A 24,891-nucleotide genomic window follows, 5' to 3' on the forward strand; every position below is an offset into this window, starting at 1 on the left:
TAGAATACGGCTTTAATCTTTAACGCAGATTTACGCTACTTTTTACTAATCCTTCAAAAGTAGAGCTCGAAGGTGGTAATCATTCGGCTGTATGAGGAAGCTTTCAGCAAGCTACTTCCCTCTCTGGGCATAACAGGTAACAAATGATCATGTCCTTGTCGTTACTGATAAACCTATTAAATATAATCCACATTATAGCGCTACTTTTAACAATAATCAAGTCCTGTTATTGATTTTTAAAATAATAGGGAAAAGGAAACTTATTAAACGGCTCAAAATCAACTCTTTCCTGAAAAACATTTATGACCGTTAATGTTTTTGGCTCTGATGGATGATCACCATAAATTTTGATTTTACGAGGTGCCATTGCAACTAATGGTGCCAAATTTAACTCATCCTCATCTAAACCAACGATATAAAGCGGTTCCTTTTGCATTAGCACACGTAGCTCCATTCTAGTAAACGGTTTACCACTCGATTTAAAAAATGAAAAATCGTTTCCTTGTAGAATATGTACAATATTGTAAGATGGTTCTTTCTTCGCAATATATTCTCTTAACATATTTACAAATTCTTGGTGGTCCTCTTCTCGTTTATATTCCTCTATTGCCAAACCAACCAAATTTACTAAATTATCCTTGAAAAGTTTTAACCTAAAATTAACAATGGAATCAAAATGTATCGTTGTCGTATTTTTTACATCTGCCACCATCAAGGAATACAATAATTGTATAGGGTCGTCCTTTTGGTTTCGTACCTTGACACTTTCATCATCTTCACCGGCAAACAACCAATGTGTTAGATCAACTATCTTTTCAATCTCATCCTGATCAGAGTAATAATAATATTCCTCTACTATTCCCTTTATCATTGTAGTTAATCGATGGGTAACAAAGACATCGACCATTGCTTTAACAATAGCATCTATTAACACTGAATCAGTTGGATTATATTCTATTTGTAAATGATTCCCCCATTCTTCACTTGTTTTCCAATGCAATTCAATTTTCTTGTTATAATGGAATAATTGCTCACAAAAACTGATTACTTCTTTGTTAGACGTAAAATAAATATCCAGCAAATCCTCTCACCCTCATCCAAAACCAAACTGTTACATTATATGGACATAGCTTTTAAAAAATGAATAATCCAGTAAAACTAGTAACTTTAGTAAATGAAAAAGAGTGATATACCTTACTTTACAATAAAAAAAGCCAATAAAAGATAGACTTTTATTGACTTCAATTTAATTCCTACGATTGTCTGCAAAAATTGGTACTTCTTGGCTTACTTGTTTAATTCTTTCCATAATTCTGCCCGCTTTGACGGTTTCTATATCACCACGAGTAGACTTGGCTAATTGTTCCTCTAATTGTTCCATACTATAATTGGATGTAAAAAATACAGGTAATCTTTCCATCATCCGATACTGTAAAATTGTACCAAGAACCTCATCCCGGAACCATGCTGATTGTGTTTCTGCACCAATGTCATCAAGCATTAAAACATCAGCCTTTTTAAAATAATCGATTTTTTCATTAATAGAATCATCTTTGATGGATGACTTAATTTCACGGACAAATTCCGGCATATAAATTAGCATAGAAGAAATATTATATTTTTTTAATTCGTTTGCGATTGCCCCTAGAAAATATGTTTTTCCTACTCCGAAGGGACCGTAAAAATAAATTCCTTTTGATGGTATACCATTTTTTAATTCGCTTAAGAAATGTCCCATTTCTATAATAGCCTTGCCTCTATTTGGATCACGATCAATACCATCCATCGTAGCCTCTAATATCTCCCTAGGCATATACAAACTTTCTATAAGCTTATGTTGCTGCTGCTCTTTCTCAAACATAATTCGACTATGACACTTTTCATAAGAAAGATGAATTTCATTATTCTCCACACGAAGTATTGGAGAATATCCTTGCAACATATTCTTACAAGCACCAAAAGACGCACAATGATCACATTGTTTGGATTGTGTCTTGTATTCATAGAATTTAATCAAGCTTTTTTCTATTTCTTGCTTTGGTAGGTCAGGATGCAGAGACAAAAATTCCTTAATTTCCGGGTCTTGTAAGACCTCATTTCGTATTTTTACATAATTTTCCTGGAAATTCTCATTTTTTTCCATCCATTTTTTTAATGTAGATTGTACTGGTTTCATTTCAATCATCCTTGCAAATGACTATTTTTTCCGCCACTAGAATATTTGTTCAAGATACTTTCCATTTCTTGTAGTTCTACTTCACTGATCGTATCGGTTTGTATAGTGGTAGTCTTTTGTTTTCTTTCCTTAAACCAATCTGGAACAACTTCTTTAGAAGACTGTTTTCGGTATGTTCGTTGATTTTGTTTTTTCTCTATTGATTGGCGGTATCGCTCTTTTTCTCTTTTGGCAAATTCCATCGCTTCTTTAGCTGTTTTTAAATTTGCTCGTGACCAGTGACTTGCAATCGTCTCTAGATATGCCTTCGAAAGCTTCATATTAGTTTGTAATAATACGTAATGTATTAATACATTCATTACTGGTGAAGGTAGACCTTGGGTTGTCATAATTTCTCGTATTACCTTTAAATCTTGTTCAGAAGCATGGTTACCACTAGATAGATCCTCTAGCAATTGCTTTGGAGAAATCCTCTCTAATTCAAGAATGAACTGCTCTTCTTTAGTGATTGGCTGCTGCCTTTTCGTTGGAGCTGGTTCTGTCTCTCGTGTAACCAATTGTACACTCGCCTCTTTACGTGCATTCTTAAAGGTGTCATGACAGGCTTCTTTAAATTCATCAATATCAAGATAATTTTCATCTGTTAATGCCCAAAGAACACATTTTTCGACTTCATATTCAGCTAATCCATATAAGTGCATCATTTGAGTAATAATTCGCTTGTTTTCAGTAGTTAACACCCGTCTATAAGGTATCATTCGAGACTTCAGCATATGCTCCATCCAGGAAAAATCAATGGAATCTATATGTGGACCTTGATTCTCGGGAATTCTCTCAACTTTATGGTAGGCATTTGCATCTGGAATTATCGTATCAAAAACTTCATGGAATGATGCTGTTACATTTTGACCACTTGGCTGTTCGAAATGACCAACATAATGCGACTTAAGCATAGAATATTTATCTTGTCCCACATGATGGAATAATAATTGTGATAGCATAGCATCTTTAAAGAAGTCATTTGGAGAAAAAGGACTTTGTAAAACATAATAATAGACTGTTTGCTCTGGTGTTTTATTTTCAAAGGTCTTTAGTAGTCCTATTCCTTCCAACCTTAGTCTTGCCTCATATATATCAACTAATGATATGTTTAAGTAATTCATGATTGTATGGTGTGTCTGAATAGGTGCTATTTCTTTAAACTCCATTTCATGAAGTAAGGTTTGATAAAGCATCACTGCTTTTATACCAATTAAAGGTAAATATAGATGGGTTAACGATTTTGAATAATCTACTGGTAGATTACCATGTAAGTCGACCATATAGCCATCTACTGGCAAGATTTTTCCAATATAGTTCATCTTAACCCTTCCTTTTTAAAGTATCTGCTTAATTCTTCTTATCTGTGATTAAATCTTTTAGTTCATCTAAGAACACATTGATGTCCTTGAATTGGCGATATACGGAAGCAAAACGAACATAAGCCACATCATCGACCTTGGAAAGTCGTTCCATTACCATTTCTCCTACATCTTTACTATCAATTTCAGAAGCACCAATATTCCGTAGCTCTTTCTCGACATCAAATGCAATTTCTTCCATTTGGTCAATAGAAACAGGTCTTTTCTCACAGGCTTTTATTAAACCGCGGACAAGCTTTTCCCTGCTAAACTCTTGTCTTGTCCCATCTTTTTTTACAACGATTAATGGAACTTCCTCAATCCGTTCAAACGTAGTAAATCGGTAGCCACATTTCTCACATTCTCTTCTTCTACGAATGGAACGGCCATCTTCAATTGGTCTAGAATCTAACACTTTCGTATTTTTATAATGACAATTAGAGCATCTCATCACATAAACCTCATTTTTTCATGCTTAGTTTTGTTTATCCAATAAAGGAAGGTCTTTATTTATTCTCTCGTATAACTTTTTTATTAGCTTCGAACTATAACCAAAATCAAAAGGTAATGCTGACTCCGTTGTAACAGTGAAATCAATTGCGGTTTGGTATGGGCGAACCATAATAACCGTTCCGATAACAAACGCCTTTTTTCCTTTTACAACATGGAAGCTAATTTCTCCGTGATCAGTAGAAACAGAGTTGATTTTGTATTCACTAGAGCCACTTATTATTTCTTCTAATTTTGCTAGGCCCTTATCTTTAGTAGTTTTATAATAATGTGTTTGGAGATCCTTATCCCAATGTTTTTCAGACGTCTCCGCACGATTATTAAAATACTTCGATAATGTATTTCCTAAAGACATTCAATTCAACTCCCATATCTTTACGTCCGCTTTACAGTTACTCTTTTTATTTTAACATGTTTTTAAGGATTACCCTAGTATAATTTTTGCTAGAGGGGAACACGGAAGCTTCAATCGAAGCTTACTGGATGGATATGTCTAGTGAAAGCATAGGGTTGATTAATGAAAATATGGTTATAGGCTAAGAGCATGCTCTCAATAATGATAAACAAGTACTCAGGGACTGTTAGCATGTACTAATTTGTGAGACCTTCGTACCTTAGGTCAAGCGTATATGTCCGATTTTAAAAATTATTTACCATTTCTTCCCTTAACAAAGTACAATAAAAAAAGAGTTAGGCACAAAGTAGCCACCTAACTCTTTTTTCCAGCAGTAATCTATAATCATGAAACAGAAACTTTCTTATTCACTAAAAAACTACCAACATATTTCACAAGGTCTACAACTCTAGCAGAATAACCCCACTCATTATCATACCATGCTAGCACTTTAATTTTATTTTCCCCCATTACCATTGTGGACAATCCGTCAATAATAGCTGAATATGGTGAGGTTGTAAAATCTATCGAAACCAAAGGTTCATCACTAAACTCCATGATCCCCTTTAATTCACTTTTAGCAGCTGTCCGGAACACTTGATTGACTATTTCAGCTGTAACTGGTTCTTCTACATCAACTACCAGATCGACCAAAGAGACGTTTGGAGTTGGTACACGTAAAGCCATACCATGCATTTTACCATTTAAATGTGGGAGCACTTCCCCTAATGCTTTGGCTGCACCTGTAGAGGTTGGAATAATGGATTGCGTACATCCCCTTGCCCTTCGTAAATCTTTATGTGGATTATCTAGATTCTTTTGGTCATTCGTAAAAGCGTGAACTGTAGTCATTAAACCATTCACAATGTTAAAATTGTCATCTAAAACTTTTACAACTGGTGCTAAACAATTTGTAGTACATGATGCATTCGATATGACATCGTCTTGATCCTCATCATACGAATGATGATTTACTCCCATTACAATAGTTTTATCTACTTGTTTACCAGGTGCTGTAATGACAACTTTTTTAGCTCCTGCAACTAGATGTAATCCTGCATCAGTTTTTGATTTAAATTTACCTGTAGCATCAATCACCACATCAATATCTAAGTTACTCCAGGGTAGTTTATCCGGCTCTCTAGAATTAACAAGTTCAATTTGTTTACCATTAATTTCAAGTCCATTTTTAAGCGCTTTCACTTTTCCATTAAAAATGCCGTGTACACTATCATACTTAATAAGATGTGCTAAAGTTTCTGGAGGATAGCTCGCATTAACAGCTACAACGTCTAACGTTGGATCTGTCACCGCTTGCCTAAAAACCATTCTTCCTATTCTCCCAAAGCCACTGATGGCAATACGTGTTTTATTCATCGATACTCCTCCCAATATGTTATACTAATTATCAATATTTTAGATAAAGTATAACATAATTAACTTTAAAAGTAATCATTAAATAGTTAAAATCAGATGAAATATTTCGAATGAAAGCAAGAAATCCTTGCTAGATTTTTCCTGTATATCTTGAGAAAATTTATTTAAGGAGTGGATGATCATGTATATTGGCGAAAAGTTAAAACTAAGAAGAAAAAAAGCTGGATTTACACAGGAACAAGTTGCCGAGAAAATGAATATTACCCGGCAAACATTATCCAATTGGGAGGTCGGAAAAAATTATCCTGATATTGACTCCATCATTTCACTTAGCCAAATCTATAATCTCTCCTTAGACGAATTGTTGTTAGGAAAAATCCATTTTAAAGGAGAGTTTGTCATGAATAAGAGATTAACATTAGATGAAATTACTGCTTTATTAAAAAAGCATTACCCGACCGCTATAAATATGAAAGAACTAAATGGTGGCCTAGTTTCGCAAACTTATTTGTTTGAAGACGGAGAACAACACTTTATTTTTCAAGTAGGAAATCAACATGAAAGTTATAAGAAAGAACAATTTATTGGGAAGGAACTTATGAAGTGGTTACCTGTTCGGAATGTATTAGAAATTAATCAGGACGATAATGGAATTGCTTATTCTATCTCAACATTTATAGAAGGCGAAAAATTATATGACCTCAATAGCCAAGAGCTTCTCGACATCGTTCCTGCTGTTTTAGAAACATTAGAAACTTTGGAATCCATTGAGGTGTCTGTGGATAAACAGGGATATGGCTATTTTGATAGTAATGGGAATGCTTCTTACCCGACCTGGTTAGATTTTATTAGTGCTGTATACAACAACGACATTTATAACTGGTCATCCTTAGAACAAAAAGGATTGGATTCTGAAGTAGTTCATCAGGCAATGAAAGAGTTAAAATCTCATATAAAAAACATTCCTATCAGCTCAAGAAATATTGTTCACGGTGATTTAGGCTCATTTAACTTATTGGCTAAGAATAATAAGGTCACAGGTATTATTGATTGGAGTTTATCCTTATATGGGGACCATTTATACGATAAAGCAAATATTCTATTTTGGAATGAGAAGAAGCTTCAACCACTTATCAAAGAAATAACAAATAAATATATTACAACGTTCGAAACAAGAGAAATTGTATATTGCTATATGCTTCGGATAGGATTAGAAGAGTTATATAACACAGTAATTCGCGAATTTGTGGGCTACGATATTGAATGGGTAGCCAATCGGTTAAATGAGATTATGCGTAACTTTTTATATCAAAAATAACTACGGTTTGGTTGGTTTAAAGCAAGTAAAGCTAAAAGCAACAATATAAAAATTAGAAAGAACTACAAAGGTAGTGTCCCCCAAAATATATCGTTACTTTTTTGGGGGACGGTATATGTAATTAAATAATCTCTTTCTTATTAATCTTACTTTTGAAATTCGTGTTGCTATTAAGGTGGCATATAACTGATATCAAATTCCTTGATAATAATTTTCAATTCTGATTCTATACACCTACATGAAAGATAATGATAAGATAGTTATAGTCAAGCAATGAGTAATGGAAAAAGTTGTAGAGATAATGTTTAGGAGGCATCGTTCAATATATGGATAGAATTTCCTTTAGAGATATTGATAGCTCTAATGAACGGATTGTTAGAAGTATAAAATTAAAACCCGGACAAGAAAAATTTATTGAAACTGTCGATGAATGTTTGAAAGAAGCTCATACATACCAAGAATGGCATCCAGTCGCAATATATTACGATAAGGAAATTGTTGGCTTTGCGATGTACGGTTCCTTTGGTCCTAATAAAGATACTTGGATAGATCGAATAATGATCGATGAAAAATACCAGGGTAAAGGCTTAGGTAGAATTGCAATGATCAAGCTCATTGATATTGTGTCAATGGAGTATGGGGTAAACGTTATCTATTTGAGTATCATCGAGGAAAATAGAGCAGCTCAACATTTATACGAAAGCTTAGGATTTGAATATATTAATGAAAAAGACCCGAATGGAGAACTCATCTTTAAATATACTGTTTAAGATTATCAAAGAAAGCCATTGCCACTCTAGTAAAGGATCTAGCAACTTTCTTATCTACCAACTAAATTCGTGCTATAGTCAATAAAAGAGTTCAATAGAAAAAACTTCAACAAAATAGAAAATCGACATTAGCAATTAAAGTTCAACCATTCTAAAAGGGAGTGTAAGATAATCTGTGCATATCACAGTTTTCGTTTACACCCCCACTTTTATTAATTAATGTAATAGTGAACTATTCTGGCAGTTTTCTCGATCTTCTAAAAATCAATAAACACTACTTGATCATAGAACATTCCACTTCCTTAAGATGTCCTTTAGCTGCCCAAAACTATCTTCCTTCGTACCATTATTATTAATTACTGCATCAGCAAGTTCTATTTTTTCACGAACAGGGATTTGTGAACGAATTCGTTGCAATGCCTCTTTCTCACTAGAGCCATCTCTACTCATTAATCGTTCAAGCTGCGTGTTTTCATCGACATAGACGACTACAATTTTCTCTACAAAATGGGTTAGCTTGCTTTCAAACAACAATGGAATATCCATCACTACACATTTCTCCAATGCCTTAGTATAAGCTTCCTTCTCTTCAAGCATCCGCTTCCGTATAGCAGGGTGAACGATCCCATTTAATTTCTTACGCTTCCCCTCATCTGTAAAAATAATGGAACCAAGTTTCTTACGATCAATCGACTGATCCTCCAATAGAATTGTTTCACCAAATTCCTTTACAATCTCTTGATAGGCAAATTCACCAGGTTCAACGACTTCACGTGATATCTTGTCCGCATCAATTACTGGAATATGAAGCTCTTTAAACATAGTGGAAACCGTACTTTTTCCACTTGCAATACTTCCTGTTAATCCAATTACTAAGGTCATGCTAGTCTCTCCTTTACAACTTCTGACACTGAAGGCAGACATGGGTACCACGTCCACCCACTTTCATTTTTGTAATAGGAGCTCCGCAATTTTTACATGCTTTATTTTCTTGACCATATACATATAGCTCCTGCTGAAACATCCCCATCTCACCCTGGCCATTAACATAGGATCGAATGGTAGTTCCTCCCTGCCTTACTGCTTCTTCAAGCGTTGCGATCGCTTGTTTTTGTATTTCTTGGACCTCTTTTTTCTTAAGCTTATTTGCTTGTTTAAGAGGATGTACCCCGGCTTTAAACAAGGTTTCATCTACATATATATTTCCAAGACCTGCAACCACAGTCTGATCTAATAACACTGCTTTAATGGAACGGTTTGTATTTTTAAGCTTTTTGTAAAAGTAATCCAATGTGAAATCTTCATCAAATGGGTCAGGTCCTAGCTTTTTCAGGGGCTCTTGAATAAGTTCTTCTCCCTTATTTACTAGGTGCATCGTACCGAATTTCCGGACATCGTTATAGCGTAATTCCTCCTCAGTCGTAAAAGAAAATATGACATGGGTATGTTTTTTTATCGGTTCATCCTTGTAATGAACACTATATTTTCCTTCCATTCGCAGATGTGAAATTAACGTATAATCATCCAATTCAAATAAGAGATATTTTCCTTTTCGTTTAATATCATGAATCGTCTGTCCGATTAAAAGATGCTTAAATTGTTCTGTATCCTCTGGTTTTTTAACAATTTTCCCCCAATAAACGGATACATGGTCAATGGTTCGATTTAATACAAATCGCTTTAATGTTCTACGTATTGTTTCTACTTCTGGTAATTCTGGCATGTTAATTCTCCTTACTTTGCATCATACCAACTATCGCCATAAGCATATTCTGCCTTTAATGGTACAAGTAGCTCAACGGTTTGCTCCATCATGGCCGGAACAATTTCTTTCAGTTTCTCTAGTTCTTCCTTTGGAGCCTCTAAGATTAATTCGTCATGAACCTGAAGCAGCATTCTAGCTTGCATCTTTTCATCGATGAGTTTTTCATGTAAGTCAATCATAGCCTTCTTAATGATATCAGCAGCTGTTCCTTGAATTGGCGTGTTCATCGCTGTTCTTTCTGCAAAACTACGAAGATTAAAGTTTCTGCTCGTGATATCAGGTAAATATCTTCTTCTATTCATTAATGTCGTGACATAACCTTTATGCTTGGCTTCCTGAACGATATCATCCATATAGGCCTTAACACCAGGATAACTAGCAAAATAGCGCTCGATAAATTGCTTAGCTTCCTTACGGGTAATGCCTAGATTTTGCGAAAGACCGAAATCACTAATACCATAAACAATTCCAAAATTAACTGCTTTCGCCTGTCTTCTCATATTCGAGGTGACTTCGTCTTCAGATACATGGAAAACGTCCATAGCTGTTTGCGTATGAATATCTTGTCCCTTTTTAAACGCAGCAATTAATTTTTCATCATTTGCTATATGGGCTAACACTCGTAATTCAATTTGCGAGTAATCTGCAGCAAACATAATCCAGCCTTCCTGAGAAGGAACAAAAGCTTGTCTAATCTTTCTTCCCTCTTCTATTCGGATTGGAATGTTTTGTAAATTTGGATCGATTGAGCTCAATCTACCTGTTTGTGTTAATGCTTGATTATAGCGAGTATGAATTTTGCTTGTCTTTTTGTCTACAACCTTTAATAAACCTTCAATATAGGTTGACTGAAGTTTTCCTAATTGACGATACAATAGAATTTTGGGGATAATCTCATGCTCATGTTGCAGTTGCTCTAAAACATCTGCAGCAGTCGAATAGCCTGTTTTTGTTTTCTTAACTACCGGCAAGCCCAATTTTTCAAATAAGATTGGACCTAACTGCTTAGGAGAATTTAAATTAAAGGTTTCTCCAGCAAGTTCATATATCTCTTTTTCAATTTCGCCTAACCGTTCTTTTAGTTCCGTACTCATTTGCTCGATACGTTCCACATCGAGTATAACACCTGTATGCTCCATCTCTCCTAAAATAAGTGCTAATGGCATTTCTAGTTCTTTTAATAATTCAAACTGTTCATTTGCTCGTAGCTCTTCTTCCATTTTCTCTTTTAGTGTGAACAAAAGCATGGTTTTCCGTACGATATGGTCAGCTAGCACCTCTTGGTCTGGTACTTTCATTTTTGCTCCCTTACCATATACTTCTTCATCATATAGAACCGTCTTTAATCCTATACGATGTCCAATTGCTGGAATATCATGATTATTCTCAGAAGGATCTAGTAAATATGACGCGAGCAATACATCAAAGCTCATGCCTTTCAAATGAATTCCCTTTTTCCAAAGAGAAACTAACGATTGTTTTGCATCAAAGACAATTTTTCTTTGCTTTTCGTCTTCTGCCCAAGTTTTAAAAGCTTCTGATTGAAGTGCAATATCTGTAGGAATAAAATATGCATGTTTGCTATTCACTACTCCTATTCCCTCAATAGGTGCAGTATGATAACTATCCGTTAATATTTCAACAATTAATGCTTCTTCACCAGTAAACATATCTTCTTGAACCTTGTCTACTATTTGGAAATCTATTGCTTCAAACTCATTCGTTGATTCCTCTATGGCTTCATCTGAGCCAACTCTATCAAGTAGGGATTGGAAGCCTAAATCCTTAAAGATGCTAGTCAAATCCTGAGGAGCAAAACCATCATATTGGAGATCTTCTAATTGTATCTCAACTGGAGACACACAATTAATCGTTGCAAGTTCTTTACTCATAAATGCATCTTCTTTATGATTGGTTAAGTTTTCTTTTAATTTCTTGCCACTTATTTCATCTAAATGATCATAAACATTTTCTAATGTTTTATACTCTTTTAGTAGCTTTGTGGCAGTCTTTTCTCCAACTCCAGGTACTCCAGGAATATTGTCTGAGCTATCACCCATTAGCGCCTTTAAATCAATAACTTGATCTGGTGTTAACTCCATCTTTTCAACCATATATTCTGGAGTATATGCTTCAACTTCACTTATACCCTTTTTCGTAACATTAACGGTTACATGCTCGGATACAAGTTGTAACATATCCTTATCACCGGAAATAACCTGAACATCCCACTTCTTTTCTTTCGCTTGTATAGCTAATGTACCAATAATATCATCAGCCTCATATTGGTCTAGCTCATAATGACGAATTTGAAATGCGTTAAGTAATTCTCTTACTAGTGGAAACTGTTCAGACAACTCTGGTGGTGTCTTTTGGCGTCCACCTTTATACTCCTTAAACGTGCTATGTCTAAATGTTGTCTTCCCAGCATCAAATGCTACTAAAATATGTGTCGGCTTTTGCTCCTCTAAAATACGTAAGAGCATTGTTGTAAATCCATACACTGCATTTGTATATACTCCCCTATCATTGTTTAATAGTGGAAGAGCAAAAAACGCACGGTATGTAATACTGTTACCATCAATTAGTACTAATTTTTCCGCCAATTGTTATTCCTCCTTACACGACAAATCTACTTGCATCTATTCTACCATTACTATTTCGATAGGTAAAAAAATTTAGAAGCATCCCTAAAGCGGAGTGCTTCTCATTTTGGAAAATATAGATGAAAAGTAGTTCCAGTATTTAATTCACTCTCTACTTCAATCATTCCCTTATGCAGCTCGACAATATGCTTCACAATTGCAAGCCCAAGGCCAGTACCACCTGTATTACGGCTTCGAGCTTTATCTACCCGATAAAAGCGTTCAAAAATTCTAGGTAGCTCTTCCTTTGGAATGCCGATTCCTGTATCCTTCACGCATAGATGGATAAAATCCTGTTCTTCCTTAACTTTTAACGTGACTCTTCCATCCTTGGGTGTATAGTTTATCGCATTTGCGACTAGATTAATCATAACCTGCTTAATTCCATTCAAATCTGCAAGAAAATCTATTTCAGAGTCATTGTCAATGATTAGTTGAATACCTTTTTGATCAGCCTGCTGTTTTAAAACTGGGATAACATCATCTATCAGCTTTCGAGTATTTACCAAAGTAAGCTCCAGTTTGGAATCTTCATTTTCCAACTTTGACAACGTTAATAAATCCTGTATTAATGATTGTAGCCGTCTACTCTCTTCATTAATAATACCTAGAAATTGTCTCGCTATCTCCTTATCTTTTAAATCATCATCTAATAGCGTTTCGGAAAATCCTCGAATAGAAGTTATTGGGGTTTTCAGCTCATGAGAAACATTTGCTACAAAATCCTTACGCATTACTTCAAGTTGCTTCAAATCAGAAATATCATACAAGACAAGTACAACACCTTTTATAATATTACGCTCATCAAATATAGGTGCTGAAACTATTTCAAAATACTGTTTTACCTCAGCATCAAGCGTAACAAAATCCTTTACATTCTCTTCATATAAAAAAGTTTGCTGGATTGTTTTGTGAAGTTTCTCCTGCTCCATTACATCATAATATAAATATCCAATATAATCCTTCTCCAGCTTCCCAAAAATGGATAAAAACTTCTTGTTGACTAGGTGTATATATCCTTTTTCATCGATCAACACTAGCCCACTCTGAATATTTTCAATTACTGTAGTTAATTGTTCTGCAACTATCTTTTCATGAATGGAGATTTCACTAAGACTTCTTGCAAGTGAATTAATTTTCATCAGCAAAGATGCCATACTTCCACTCACTGGATGATGCATTCTGGCTCGAAAGTTCCCTTTTACTAGTTCATCTAAAGTTACTGTTGCTTTCTCAATAGGTTTAATGTATTTATCATAAATGAAATGAAGCAAGGACATAAAAACTACAAATTCAGTTAGCAAAACAAGCAACAGGACAAACAGATTATTCGTAAATTGGCTTAAAACGATTCCAGTTACAACTAAGGTAATTATTACAATGATTACAAAGTTTAGGAATGGTTTTATCGTAGTGAACTTCACGTCGGATCCTCCATTTTATAACCAAGTCCACGAATCGTCTTAATATAAATCGGCTTTTTCGTATTAGGTTCAATTTTCTCACGTAAATGACTAACATGAACATCAACAATTCGAGTATCCCCAACAAAGTCATAATCCCAAACTGCACTTAATAACTGGTCCCGTGATAAAACTCGATCCTTATTCTTAGCAAGATAATACAGTAATTCAAACTCTTTACGAGTAAAAGCAAGGACTTCTTCATCCTTCTCCGCTTCATAACGTTCCGGATAGATAATTAAGTCGCCAATTTTTATACGAGTGGTTGGATTAATACTAGAACTAGTGGTCCTTCTTAAAATTGCTTTGATACGTGCAATTACTTCCTTTGGACTAAATGGTTTTGTTAAATAATCATCCGCTCCAATTTCTAAACCAAGTATTTTATCAAACTCTTCATCCCGAGCTGTTAGCATTAAAACTGGTGTATCTATTTTATTTCTTCTTAATTGCTTACATACTTCAATTCCATCCATTTCAGGGAGCATTAAATCCAGAATGATAAAATCATAATTGTTTTTATCGGTTTTTCGAATTGCCTCTAAACCATCATAGGCAACATCCGTAACAAAACCAGCCTTCTCTAAATTGAATTTTAATAATGTTACAATTGATGCCTCATCATCAACAATCAAAACCTTTTCATTCATGCAATCCATTCCCCATTTCTATTTTTAATAGGAAAAGCTTTATATATATTTATCTTACAATGAATGCTTGGGAAAGAAAATCAAAGAGCCTAATTGTAAAGAAAACTTTATAATTGTTTGCTTTTAATTAACTTTTCGTATCGTATGTGAGATTGGGTTAATTTCATATTGTATATCAGCAATCCCTTGAACGAATGATTTGTCATGTGACGTAAAAATAATCATTCCTTCATATCCTTGACAATACTTCTCTAGTGCAGTCATGGTAGGAATATCCAAAAAATTAGTTGGTTCATCTAATAACAAAATATTGTAATCACCAAGAAACAATTGACAAAGCTGTAATCGGATTATTTCCCCACCACTTAGTGAGCTAATTTTCTTTGTTATATCCATTTCTGAAAACAGCATGTTATAGAGAACACTTCTTACAAAGCCCTCTTTATGATTAGTATGTTGTTTTATAAATGATAGTACTGTTTCATCATTTTTCTTACGATAACTCATTTGCTGAAAAAAGCCAATCCTAGCTTTTGGAGATATAATAAGTCCATCCCCTTTTTTTGCTATATGTTGTAGCAAGGAACTTTTACCAGCACCATTTGGGCCTGTAATTGCAATTCTCTTTCCTAATGGAAATTGGAAACTGACATTATTTAGTAGGTGTTTCTTTCCTCTGCTTAGACTAAGTTTTTCTGCAATTATAGGGTATTTATTGTTCAGTTCCAATGCTTTGGATAATGGAAAAGAAATCCTTTTTTCTCCTCTCAACGGTTCAACTGGATGAAGCTTTTCTATTCTATTTGCAATAGATTTTGCTGCACGATACATATTCTTTTGACTAGTACCTTTAGATTTAGTTTTACCTAGTCGACTTGGCTTTTCCTTTTTCTTTGTTTTTTTATCTGTACTCATCATTTTTTGAGCCCTTACCATTTTATCTTGGACTGCTGTTTCTAACCTACTTCGTTCTTTTTCATAAATTTTTTGTTCATGAATTTTTTGTTCCTTCTCCTTTTCTTTTTGTGATGCATATGATGAATAATTTCCGGAATAGACCTTGACTGTACCATCAGCAATCTCCCAAATTGTCGTAACCAAGTTATCTAGAAGAATTCTGTCGTGGCTGACAATTACCATTGCACCATAATAATTTCTAAGCTGTTCCGTAAGGAAGGTAATTCCTTCTTGGTCTAAATGTGTAGTAGGTTCATCGATTAATAGTGCTTCATGGTAACCAGTAAATAAGTGGGCAAGTTTTAATTTTGTCTGCTCTCCCCCACTATAATTTTCATTTAGATTACTAATGTGAAGCTTTGAAAGTAAAGTAGCATCCACTGATTCTACCAACTTATTCGGTATTTCTAACTGAGAGAAATATGCAGGTTTAACAAACCGCTTTACATATCCTTTATTAGGTTGAATGGTGCCTGCCAATAATTTTAGTAAAGTACTTTTCCCCACTCCATTCCTTCCAACAATTCCAATTCGGTTAAACTGATGGACAGCTAAGTGATCAATGTTTAGTATCTCCTTATCACGAAATGATAAGCTGACATCCTCCATTAGGAATACAATATTATCCATAAAAAAACCTCCTACAGTTTATTGAATCTGTGAGAAGGCTGAGGATATAGTATCAATAGGATATTAGCATTATAGCTATAAGAAAAAAAGAAAGCGCTAAGAATGACGCCTTCCTTTAACCATTTTTCAAGAATTATTTTAGAGTTTGTTAAAAGTGAACAGACCATTCCCGTTACCTTGTCTCACAGACAGGTCTTTGAACGTATAAATTTACGAGTTCAAAGTAGGAAAACGTAGTCTCACGATTAACAACCCTCCTAACATTATTATTAAAGGTATAGTATATAATATAAGCTCGATTGTCAATAGGTAGTAGCACTGTCTGCAAATATTAGATTAGTATTATACTGAAGGCTTGTACATAGTTAGGAAGGGATATTTCACTTTTCTTGGTTTTTTCTTTCAAAAATACTCAATATATGTCAGATTCTCTGACGGCACAAGGTATTATCTCAAAAAAACTCTATAATACAGCCTACAAAAAAAGCTTCATCCTCATAATTAAAAGGATGAAGCATCATTATTTATTCTAGGACCTTTAAAACATTCTTAACAGAATCAGCTGATTTATCAAGAGCTGTTTTTTCGTCATCTGTTAATTCTAACTCGATAATTTTTTCAATACCATTTGCGCCAAGAATTGTTGGTACTCCAAGGTAGATATTCTGGTAACCATACTCACCTTCAAGATAAGCTATAGCAGGTAGGATACGGCGCTGATCTTTTAATATTGCCTCTGCCATTACCGTCAGTGAAGCGGCAGGAGCGTAATACGCGCTACCGTTTCCTAGCAGGCTAACAATTTCTCCCCCACCGGTTCTAGTTCGAGCAACAATCTCATCTAAGCGTTCTTTTGCTATTAATTTTTCTAAAGGAATACCACCAGCATAAGAGTACCGAATGAGTGGCACCATATCATCACCATGGCCACCTAATACAAACCCGGTTATATCCTTAACAGATATATTTAACTCTTGTGCAATAAATGTTCGGAAACGAGCAGTATCTAAAACTCCTGATTGACCAATTACACGTTCTTTCGGGAATCCAGATTCTTTATAGACTGTATATGTCATAGCATCAACAGGATTTGTTAAAACAACTATAATAGTATTTGGAGAATGCGTTACAATTTCTTGCGTTACGGACTTCATGATTTTGGCATTGGTATTGACTAAATCATCACGACTCATGCCAGGTTTTCTAGCAATTCCTGCTGTAATGATAACCAAATCTGAATCCTTTGTTTCTTCATAATTTGAAGTTCCAATAATGTTAGCATCAAAGCCTTGTACTGGACTTGCTTCTAGCATATCTAACGCTTTTCCTTTAGTTGGATCTTCCATACTTGGAATATCCACTAATATAATATCTCCTAGCTCCTTTTGAGCAAGCATTAAAGCTGTCGTTGCCCCCGTAAAACCAGATCCAATGACTGAAATCTTGTTGCGCTTGTTTCCCATTGGTTTCCTCCTTTTGGATTAGTCCATGTTCTTAATTAATTCAGTACCAAACTCAGAACATTTCACTTCAGTTGCACCATCCATTAAACGAGCAAAGTCATAAGTTACGACTTTAGAAGCGATTGTCTTATCCATTGCTTTCGTAATTAAATCAGCTGCTTCTCTCCATCCAAGATGCTCAAGCATTAATACCCCTGATAGAATTACGGAAGAAGGATTTACTTTATCTAAGCCAGCGTATTTTGGAGCTGTTCCATGGGTAGCTTCAAAAATAGCATGACCAGTATTGTAATTAATATTTGCTCCTGGAGCAATTCCAATTCCACCAACCTGCGCAGCTAAGGCATCAGAGATATAATCTCCGTTTAAGTTCATCGTAGCTACAACGTCAAATTCTGTTGGACGAGTAAGGATTTGTTGTAGGAAAATATCTGCAATAGAATCTTTAACAATAATTTTCCCTGCTTTTACAGCTTCATCCTGAGCTTTGTTAGCAGCATCCTTACCATCTTTTTCAGCGATACGGTCATATTCTGCCCATGTGAATACTTTATCACCAAACTCTGCTTCTGCAACTTCATAGCCCCAGCCTTTAAATGCACCTTCTGTAAATTTCATAATGTTACCTTTATGAACTAAAGTAACACTCTTACGGCCTTCGTTAATTGCATACTGAATAGCAGAACGAACAAGACGCTTAGTTCCTTCTTCTGAAACTGGCTTAATACCAATACCAGAAGTTTCTGGGAAACGAATTTTATGTACTCCCATCTCATTTTGAAGGAAGTTAATTACCTTTTTCACTTCATCAGAGCCTTTTTGCCATTCAATACCAGCGTAGATATCCTCTGTGTTTTCACGGAAGATAACCATATCAACATCCTCTGGACGTTTTACTGGCGATGGAACTCCTTCAAAATAACGAACTGGACGTAGGCAAGTAAATAGATCTAGTTCTTGACGTAGTGCTACGTTAAGAGAACGAATTCCCCCACCAATTGGTGTTGTAAGAGGACCTTTGATTGCAATTTTATATTCATCAATTTTATCTAATGTATCTTGTGGTAACCATTCACCAGTTTTATCAAACGCCTTTTGACCAGCATATACCTCTAACCATTCAATTTTTTTCGTTCCGTTATATGCCTTCTCAACAGCTGCTTCTAATACACGGCTTGCTGCTGCCCAAATATCTGGACCAGTTCCATCCCCCTCAATGAAAGGAATAATTGGGTTATTTGGTACATTTAGTTTACCATTTTCAACAACGATTTTTTCACCTTGTGCCATAATTTTCTCCTCCTAAATACTTATAGCTTATCATAATAATAGCCGGAAGAACCGGCTATTAGAACGAACTTCTCTTAATATTAACGATTTTCAATTGGAATGTATTCTTGCGTTGTTGGTCCAACGTATTCTGCACGAGGACGAATTAGGCGGTTATTCGAATATTGCTCTAGGATATGAGCAATCCAACCTGAAACTCGGCTCATAGCAAAAATTGGTGTAAATAAGTCATGATCAATTCCTAGGCTATGATATACCGAAGCTGAATAAAAGTCTACATTTGCTGGTAGGCCTTTCTCGTTCTTAATGTAATCCTCAATTTTTACAGACATATTATACCATTTCTCTTGTCCAGTTAAAGTAGTTAATTCTTTCGACATCTTCTGAAGATGCTTTGCTCTAGGATCACCATTACGATACACACGGTGTCCCATACCCATAATTTTTTCTTTGTTCGCTAGTTTTTCTTTAATGTAAGGCAGTGCATTTTCTTCAGTACCTATTTCTGTAAGCATCTTCATAACTTGCTCATTCGCTCCACCATGAAGTGGTCCTTTTAATGCACCGAGAGCAGCAACTATTCCTGAATACATGTCGGAAAGTGTTGCTACACATACTCTAGCAGTAAAAGTAGAGGCATTTAGCTCATGATCGGCATGTAGTACTAATGCTTTATCGATGGCTTCTACTTCAATCGCATTAGGCTTTTCTCCATTTAGCATATAAAGGAAGTTTTCCGCATAGCTAAGGTCTTTTAAAGGTTTAATTGGTTCTTTTCCTTGTCTAATACGGGAAAACGCAGCAATAATAGTAGAGATTTTAGCTTGAATGCGAATCGCTTTACGATGGTTAGCTTCCTCCGTCATTACATCAGCCTCATCATCATAAAGACCAAGTAAAGAAATAGATGTTCTTAAGGCAGCCATAGGATGAACCTTAGACAAATCATATGAACGTAATTGGTCGATAACCTGCTCAGGAACTTCCATGTTATTTGCTAGCTCTTGTTTAAATGCTTGCAGCTCAGCTTGAGTCGGTAATTTTAAATTCCATAGTAAATATACTACTTCCTCAAAGCTTGATTTCTCAGCTAAATCATCAATTCTATATCCAACATAGGTAAGCTGGTCATCAATAATAGAACTAATGGATGATTGAGTTGCAACAACCCCTTCAAGACCTTTCGTTGCTGTCATGTTAAAACCCTCTCCTTTTTCTATAATGTTCTAACAATAAAGTTGAAAATAATGTTATATTATTACGACAATTTCCTACTATATTCATCGGATATTGTCATCCCCAACCTAATTATAAAGGATTCTCCTATTAAAGTGAAATGAAACCGTTTGAATTCCCAAAATTTTTATTATCGGAATCTTTATAGTAAATAAATATTTCTATCCTTGCATTTACTTATTTATTGACATAGCCAAATTATATTTTCGACGTGAAATCCTTTCAAAGGTTACTTCGTGTAGCCTTTACGAAGAGCTCATATTTATATTCTTACGAAGTCAACATGTTAGTTTTCTTTAGAAATAAAAAAGACTTTGATTTCTTATGAAGGACTTCAATAATAATCTCCTATTTTCTTTCATATAGTTTATTAGTTATTAGTAATTTAATTCAAATGGGGTCTGAAAAATTGTACAAGCAAATATTGGAACGGTTACTTAGAGGAATATTAGTCGGGATTATTTTAGTTCTTTCTTATTTCACCTTAAAGCTATCAATCAACTATATCTTTCCCTTTATTGTAGCTTTTTTTCTTGCGGCAATATTAAACCCGTTTGTTACATCGATAGAAGCAAAATGGAGGATTCCTAGATCTCTAGCTACTTTAATTGTTATTTCTACTATATTCCTTATATGTACTGGACTTCTAATCCTAATTATTACAGAAGTTATCCAAGGAACTACTTATTTATTAGAAAGAATGCCAATCTATTTTACTTCTCTACTAGAATTTGTAGAGAGCATATTAGAAGATCATATTTTTCCTTTTTATCAGTCTATTACATCCTACTTTCAATCATTAGATCCATCTCATCAGGCTACCATACAAGAAAACATCGAAAAGTTTGTAACAAACTTAGCTGACAATGGAACAAACTTCCTTCAGTCATCTCTATTGCAGATTCCTGAAATTGTAGGTTTTATACCAGGATTACTAACCATATTTATTGTAGTATGGTTAGCAACATTTATGATCATAAATGACTGGAACAATCTAACAAAAAAATTAATAAACCTTTTACCTAAAAAAATTCTTTACTTTTTTATAGATTTTCAGCAAGGAGTAAAAAAGGCTTTCTCTGGATATTTAAAGGCACAGCTCATCCTAATACTAATAACAGCTATTCTAATTCTACTAGGGTTGATGCTTTTAAAAGTTCAACATGCTTTAACAATTGCTCTTTTTGCTGCATTAGTGGACCTGCTACCACTAGTTGGAACGGGAATAATTTTCATTCCATGGATACTATTTACTTTTATTACCGGTAATTATTCGTTTTCAATTGCGATTTGTGTTCTATATATGATTGTGATTATTACGAGGCAAGTAATCGAACCTAAAATATTAGCGACAAGCATAGGTATTAACCCACTAATAAGTCTCATAATCCTATTTATAACCATCCAAGTCTGGGGGATCATTGGGGTCATTGCTGCCCCATTCATCCTTATTATCGCTTATGTCTTATTTCAATCAGGAATATTTCTCAAGCTCTTCCATTTCATTAAAGGCTAACCATTAGAAGCGACGGAATGTTATTGTCTTCTTATCTAATAGCTTTTTAAAGAGAATTAGTAAGAATGGCTTCACTACTCTTCTTGTCCAAGGTAAAACTAATATAAAGCCCATTATATCCGTTATAAACCCTGGAGATAAAAGGAATACTCCACCAACAAAGATACAAATCCCATCTATAATTTCACGAGTTGGGACTTGGCCGTTATTAATAGCTCGTTGTGCCCGATACAAGGTTTCGACTCCTTCTTTTTTTGCCAAGGTAATACCTGCTAATCCAGTAAGCAAGATTAATCCTACAACCCACCATGGTCCTATTAATCCGCCTGCCCATACAAAAACCCCAATTTCAGCTGCACCTAAAAGTAGAAATACTAATAAGAATCCTCTCACCAATATCCCCTCCCCTTTGATATAGGAAAAAGAAGGGAATCATCCCTTCTTCCATTCTCTATAGAACTCCTGCATGTCCTTTATAGATGTCGCCTTTTGTTCCATCAATCGTGATATCTTCACCATCATTTATTTGTTCAAATGCATTACTCACACCTACAATGACTGGAATACCTAAGCTTAATCCAACCACTGCAGCATGTGAAGTTAGTCCACCTTCTGTTGTAATAAGTCCGCTAGCCAATTCAATGGCAGGCATCATATCACGGTCGGTACCGTAAGTAACAATGATATCGCCTTGCTTTACTTTTTCAAGTGCTTCGTTTGCATTTTTAACAATTACAGCACGGCCATAGGCACTTTTCTTACCGATACCTTGTCCCTTGGCAATCACATCTCCAATGATATGCACCTTCATTAAATTCGTTGTGCCTGCTTCTCCTACTGGAACACCAGCTGTAATGACCACTCTGTCCCCACGTTTTAAAAGATTTGTTTCAAGTCCTTTTTCAATCGCGACATCAAGCATCTCGTCTGTTGAAGCAGCTCTTCCACCAGACACGGCATGAACACCCCATACTAGGGATAGATGACGATTCACTTGTTCACTATAAGTAACTGCAACAATAGGTGCCTTAGGGCGATATTTTGCTATCATACGAGCAGTATGTCCACTTTCCGTTGGTGTCACTATTGCACTAGCAGATAAATTCATTGCTGTATGAGTAACGGATTGACTAATTGCATCAGTAATCGTCATATCAACTGATTGACTACGGTTTTTAAGAATTGCTTCATGGTTCAGTGCTGTTTCTGCCTTAACTGCAATATTATGCATTGTTTTTACCGATTCGACAGGATAATTACCAGCTGCAGTTTCACCAGATAGCATAATCGCATCTGTTCCGTCAAATATCGCATTTGCAACATCTGAAGCCTCTGCCCTTGTAGGACGAGGATTCCGTTGCATCGAATCAAGCATTTGTGTTGCAGTAATTACTGGCTTACCTACTGTATTGCATTTTCGGATTAGTTGTTTTTGGACAAGTGGAACATCCTCAGCAGGGATTTCTACACCTAGGTCACCACGAGCAACCATTAAACCATCACTAACCTCTAAAATACTATCGATATTATCTACACCCTCTTGGTTTTCAATCTTAGGGATTATTTGGATATGGTTTGCATTATGCTTTTCCAATAACTCTCTAATCTCCAAAATATCTGATGGTCTGCGAACAAAGGAAGCAGCAATAAAGTCAATGTCCTGCTCAATACCGAACTCGATATCCTTCGCGTCCTTATCCGTAATCCCTGGTAACTGAACGGAAACATTAGGAACGTTTACTCCTTTTTTATTCTTAATTAATCCCGAGTTAAGTGCTACCGTTTTTAGTTCATCATTTCCTTTATCAATATCAACCACTTCAAGCTCTATTAAGCCATCGTCAAGTAGTATTCTTGAGCCAACATGAACATCGTCAATTAATCCTGGATATGTAATGGAGAAGCGCTCTTTTGTTCCTTCCACTTCCTTCATTGAAATATAAACGGTGTTTCCTTGAATCAATTCAGCTTGTCCATCCTTAAAGTTCCCAGTTCTTATTTCTGGTCCCTTCGTATCCAGTAAAATCGCAACAGTCTTCCCTGTATTTTTAGCTGCTTCACGGATATTTCTGATACGTGCACCATGCTCCTCAAAATCACCATGCGAAAAATTAAGTCTGGCTACATTCATTCCCGCATTAATTAGATTTTCTAATGTTTCAACTGATTCTGAAGCTGGTCCAATCGTACATACAATTTTTGTCCTTCTCATAAAAAAATCCTCCTTAAAACGTTACATTCTCTTTTAAGCATACTTAAATTCGTTTATTAAATCGATAATTCCTTAGATAATTGATACATACCCTCGTCTATACCATGTTTTTGGGTTAAAATTTCAGCGATATCATAATCAACAAGTTTATTATTTTGAATACCAACCATTCTTCCAGCTTTCCCTTCTAACAGAAGGTCTACTGCTTTTGCACCTAATCGACTCGCTAAAACGCGATCGGCTGCAGTTGGTGAACCACCACGTTGAATATGACCAAGAACTGTAACACGAGTTTCTAAATTCGTTGCTTGTTTAATTTTCTCTCCAAATTCGATTCCACTTCCAACGCCTTCAGCCAAAATAATGATACTATGTTTCTTGCCACGTTCAACTCCACGCTTCAAACGACTGATGACTTCTTCAAAATCATCTTGTCTTTCTGGAATTAAAATTGTTTCTGCTCCATCAGCAAGACCAGCCCATAATGCAAGGTCACCCGCATCTCTTCCCATAACCTCGATGACATACGTACGTTCGTGAGAGGTAGCAGTATCTCTAATCTTATCAATTGCCTCAATAATGGTATTAAGTGCCGTATCAAAACCAATGGTAAAATCGGTTCCCGCAATATCATTATCAATCGTCCCAGGAACTCCTATACAAGGAAACCCTTTTTCTGTTAGTTTTTGTGCACCACGAAAGCTACCGTCGCCACCAATTACGATTAAACCTTCAATACCGAATTTATTCAGCTGCTCTATACCTTTACGCTGACCTTCCTCTGTTTTAAATTCCGGACAACGTGCAGAATACAGCTTCGTCCCACCACGTTGGATAATATCCCCAACAGAGCCAACATGCAGTTTTTCAATGTTACCTTCAATTAGCCCTTGATACCCGTATTTGATGCCATATATTTCAACATTATGATAAATACATTTACGAACGACTGCACGAATTGCAGCATTCATTCCAGGTGCGTCACCACCACTAGTTAAAACTCCCAGCCTTTTCATAATAACTCCACCTCGATTAGACGTTTTCTAAAGTAGTATATACTTCTTCTATCTTATTTACTTATGTATTTAACAGTTGTCCATAGGGTTCCCTTCTTAATAC

21 protein-coding genes and 1 other annotated feature (1 of these 22 running past the window's edge) are annotated in these 24,891 nt (G+C 35.3%); of the genes, 3 read left to right on the forward strand and 18 right to left on the reverse strand.

Going from position 1 to position 24,891, the window contains the following annotated elements; genetic code table 11:
• Window positions 1–171, reverse strand: a binding site (T-box leader) (it extends 47 nt beyond the left edge of the window).
• A gap of 55 nt (window positions 172–226) precedes the next feature.
• From ytxC to HNR27_RS08350, 6 genes are all read right to left on the reverse strand, one after another.
• A complete protein-coding gene (gene ytxC, locus HNR27_RS08325) occupies window positions 227–1,081 on the reverse strand; it encodes a putative sporulation protein YtxC (protein ID WP_429339431.1) in 855 nt (284 codons plus the stop codon).
• Window positions 1,082–1,246: 165 nt separating this feature from the next.
• Window positions 1,247–2,176 carry a primosomal protein DnaI gene (gene dnaI / locus HNR27_RS08330; protein ID WP_429339432.1) on the reverse strand — a complete coding sequence of 310 codons (930 nt, stop codon included), beginning with the start codon at window positions 2,174–2,176 and terminating at the stop codon, window positions 1,247–1,249.
• 5 nt (window positions 2,177–2,181) lie between these two features.
• The gene (locus tag HNR27_RS08335) at window positions 2,182–3,537 is read right to left on the reverse strand and encodes a replication initiation and membrane attachment family protein (RefSeq protein WP_429339433.1); all 1,356 of its coding nucleotides are present in this window, start codon (window positions 3,535–3,537) and stop codon (window positions 2,182–2,184) included.
• Between the two features lie 28 nt (window positions 3,538–3,565).
• Window positions 3,566–4,027, reverse strand: coding sequence for a transcriptional regulator NrdR (gene nrdR, locus HNR27_RS08340; protein WP_212921250.1), 462 nt, complete (start codon window positions 4,025–4,027; stop codon window positions 3,566–3,568).
• 24 nt (window positions 4,028–4,051) lie between these two features.
• On the reverse strand, window positions 4,052–4,441 hold the full coding sequence (locus tag HNR27_RS08345; protein ID WP_212921251.1) for a cytosolic protein: 390 nt from the start codon (window positions 4,439–4,441) through the stop codon (window positions 4,052–4,054).
• A gap of 384 nt (window positions 4,442–4,825) precedes the next feature.
• On the reverse strand, window positions 4,826–5,857 hold the full coding sequence (locus HNR27_RS08350) for a glyceraldehyde-3-phosphate dehydrogenase (protein WP_429339434.1): 1,032 nt from the start codon (window positions 5,855–5,857) through the stop codon (window positions 4,826–4,828).
• A 181-nt stretch (window positions 5,858–6,038) separates the two neighbouring features.
• Here HNR27_RS08350 and HNR27_RS08355 point away from each other — a divergent pair, with 181 nt between their 5' ends.
• Window positions 6,039–7,175, forward strand: a complete 1,137-nt coding sequence (locus tag HNR27_RS08355; RefSeq protein WP_429339435.1) for a phosphotransferase — start codon at window positions 6,039–6,041, stop codon at window positions 7,173–7,175.
• Between the two features lie 326 nt (window positions 7,176–7,501).
• Window positions 7,502–7,945 carry a GNAT family N-acetyltransferase gene (locus HNR27_RS08360; protein ID WP_429339436.1) on the forward strand — a complete coding sequence of 148 codons (444 nt, stop codon included), beginning with the start codon at window positions 7,502–7,504 and terminating at the stop codon, window positions 7,943–7,945.
• 282 nt (window positions 7,946–8,227) lie between these two features.
• On the opposite strand, the gene coaE is transcribed toward HNR27_RS08360, so the two are convergent.
• From coaE to citZ, 9 genes are all read right to left on the reverse strand, one after another.
• Entirely contained in the window at window positions 8,228–8,827 is a 600-nt protein-coding gene (gene coaE / locus HNR27_RS08365; RefSeq protein ID WP_429339437.1) for a dephospho-CoA kinase, read from the reverse strand.
• Between the two features lie 13 nt (window positions 8,828–8,840).
• Complete coding sequence (gene mutM / locus HNR27_RS08370; protein WP_429339438.1) at window positions 8,841–9,668, reverse strand: DNA-formamidopyrimidine glycosylase; 828 nt, start codon at window positions 9,666–9,668, stop codon at window positions 8,841–8,843.
• Between the two features lie 11 nt (window positions 9,669–9,679).
• A complete protein-coding gene (polA, locus tag HNR27_RS08375) occupies window positions 9,680–12,316 on the reverse strand; it encodes a DNA polymerase I (RefSeq protein ID WP_429339439.1) in 2,637 nt (878 codons plus the stop codon).
• Window positions 12,317–12,417: 101 nt separating this feature from the next.
• A complete protein-coding gene (gene pnpS, locus HNR27_RS08380) occupies window positions 12,418–13,779 on the reverse strand; it encodes a two-component system histidine kinase PnpS (RefSeq protein ID WP_429339440.1) in 1,362 nt (453 codons plus the stop codon).
• Window positions 13,776–14,468 (reverse strand): response regulator transcription factor, encoded by a 693-nt coding sequence (locus tag HNR27_RS08385; protein ID WP_429339441.1) that lies wholly within the window; start codon window positions 14,466–14,468, stop codon window positions 13,776–13,778. Before HNR27_RS08385 ends, pnpS begins: the two co-directional genes overlap by 4 nt.
• Window positions 14,469–14,591: 123 nt before the next feature.
• Window positions 14,592–16,055, reverse strand: coding sequence for a ribosomal protection-like ABC-F family protein (gene abc-f, locus HNR27_RS08390; RefSeq protein WP_429339442.1), 1,464 nt, complete (start codon window positions 16,053–16,055; stop codon window positions 14,592–14,594).
• Between the two features lie 524 nt (window positions 16,056–16,579).
• Window positions 16,580–17,518 (reverse strand): malate dehydrogenase, encoded by a 939-nt coding sequence (mdh, locus tag HNR27_RS08395; protein ID WP_429339443.1) that lies wholly within the window; start codon window positions 17,516–17,518, stop codon window positions 16,580–16,582.
• 18 nt (window positions 17,519–17,536) lie between these two features.
• Window positions 17,537–18,808, reverse strand: a complete 1,272-nt coding sequence (gene icd, locus HNR27_RS08400; protein WP_212921260.1) for an NADP-dependent isocitrate dehydrogenase — start codon at window positions 18,806–18,808, stop codon at window positions 17,537–17,539.
• An 80-nt stretch (window positions 18,809–18,888) separates the two neighbouring features.
• Window positions 18,889–20,004: a citrate synthase gene (citZ, locus tag HNR27_RS08405; protein ID WP_429339444.1), complete on the reverse strand. Its 1,116-nt coding sequence runs from the start codon at window positions 20,002–20,004 to the stop codon at window positions 18,889–18,891.
• A gap of 449 nt (window positions 20,005–20,453) precedes the next feature.
• Between citZ and ytvI the strand changes: the two genes are divergently transcribed.
• Window positions 20,454–21,560, forward strand: a complete 1,107-nt coding sequence (ytvI, locus tag HNR27_RS08410) for a sporulation integral membrane protein YtvI (RefSeq protein WP_429339445.1) — start codon at window positions 20,454–20,456, stop codon at window positions 21,558–21,560.
• Window positions 21,561–21,563: 3 nt separating this feature from the next.
• On the opposite strand, the gene HNR27_RS08415 is transcribed toward ytvI, so the two are convergent.
• Genes HNR27_RS08415 through pfkA form a run of 3 tightly spaced genes read right to left on the reverse strand, consistent with a single transcriptional unit; the run spans window position 21,564 to window position 24,788 of the window.
• Window positions 21,564–21,953, reverse strand: coding sequence for an FxsA family protein (locus HNR27_RS08415; RefSeq protein WP_429339446.1), 390 nt, complete (start codon window positions 21,951–21,953; stop codon window positions 21,564–21,566).
• Window positions 21,954–22,011: 58 nt separating this feature from the next.
• Window positions 22,012–23,772: a pyruvate kinase gene (pyk, locus tag HNR27_RS08420; RefSeq protein ID WP_429339447.1), complete on the reverse strand. Its 1,761-nt coding sequence runs from the start codon at window positions 23,770–23,772 to the stop codon at window positions 22,012–22,014.
• 56 nt (window positions 23,773–23,828) lie between these two features.
• Window positions 23,829–24,788, reverse strand: a complete 960-nt coding sequence (pfkA, locus tag HNR27_RS08425) for a 6-phosphofructokinase (protein ID WP_429339448.1) — start codon at window positions 24,786–24,788, stop codon at window positions 23,829–23,831.
• Between the last annotated feature and the right edge of the window lie 103 nt (window positions 24,789–24,891).

It is taken from the genome of Ornithinibacillus bavariensis (assembly GCF_050433565.1).
GTDB classification, from domain to species: domain Bacteria; phylum Bacillota; class Bacilli; order Bacillales; family Amphibacillaceae; genus Ornithinibacillus; species Ornithinibacillus bavariensis.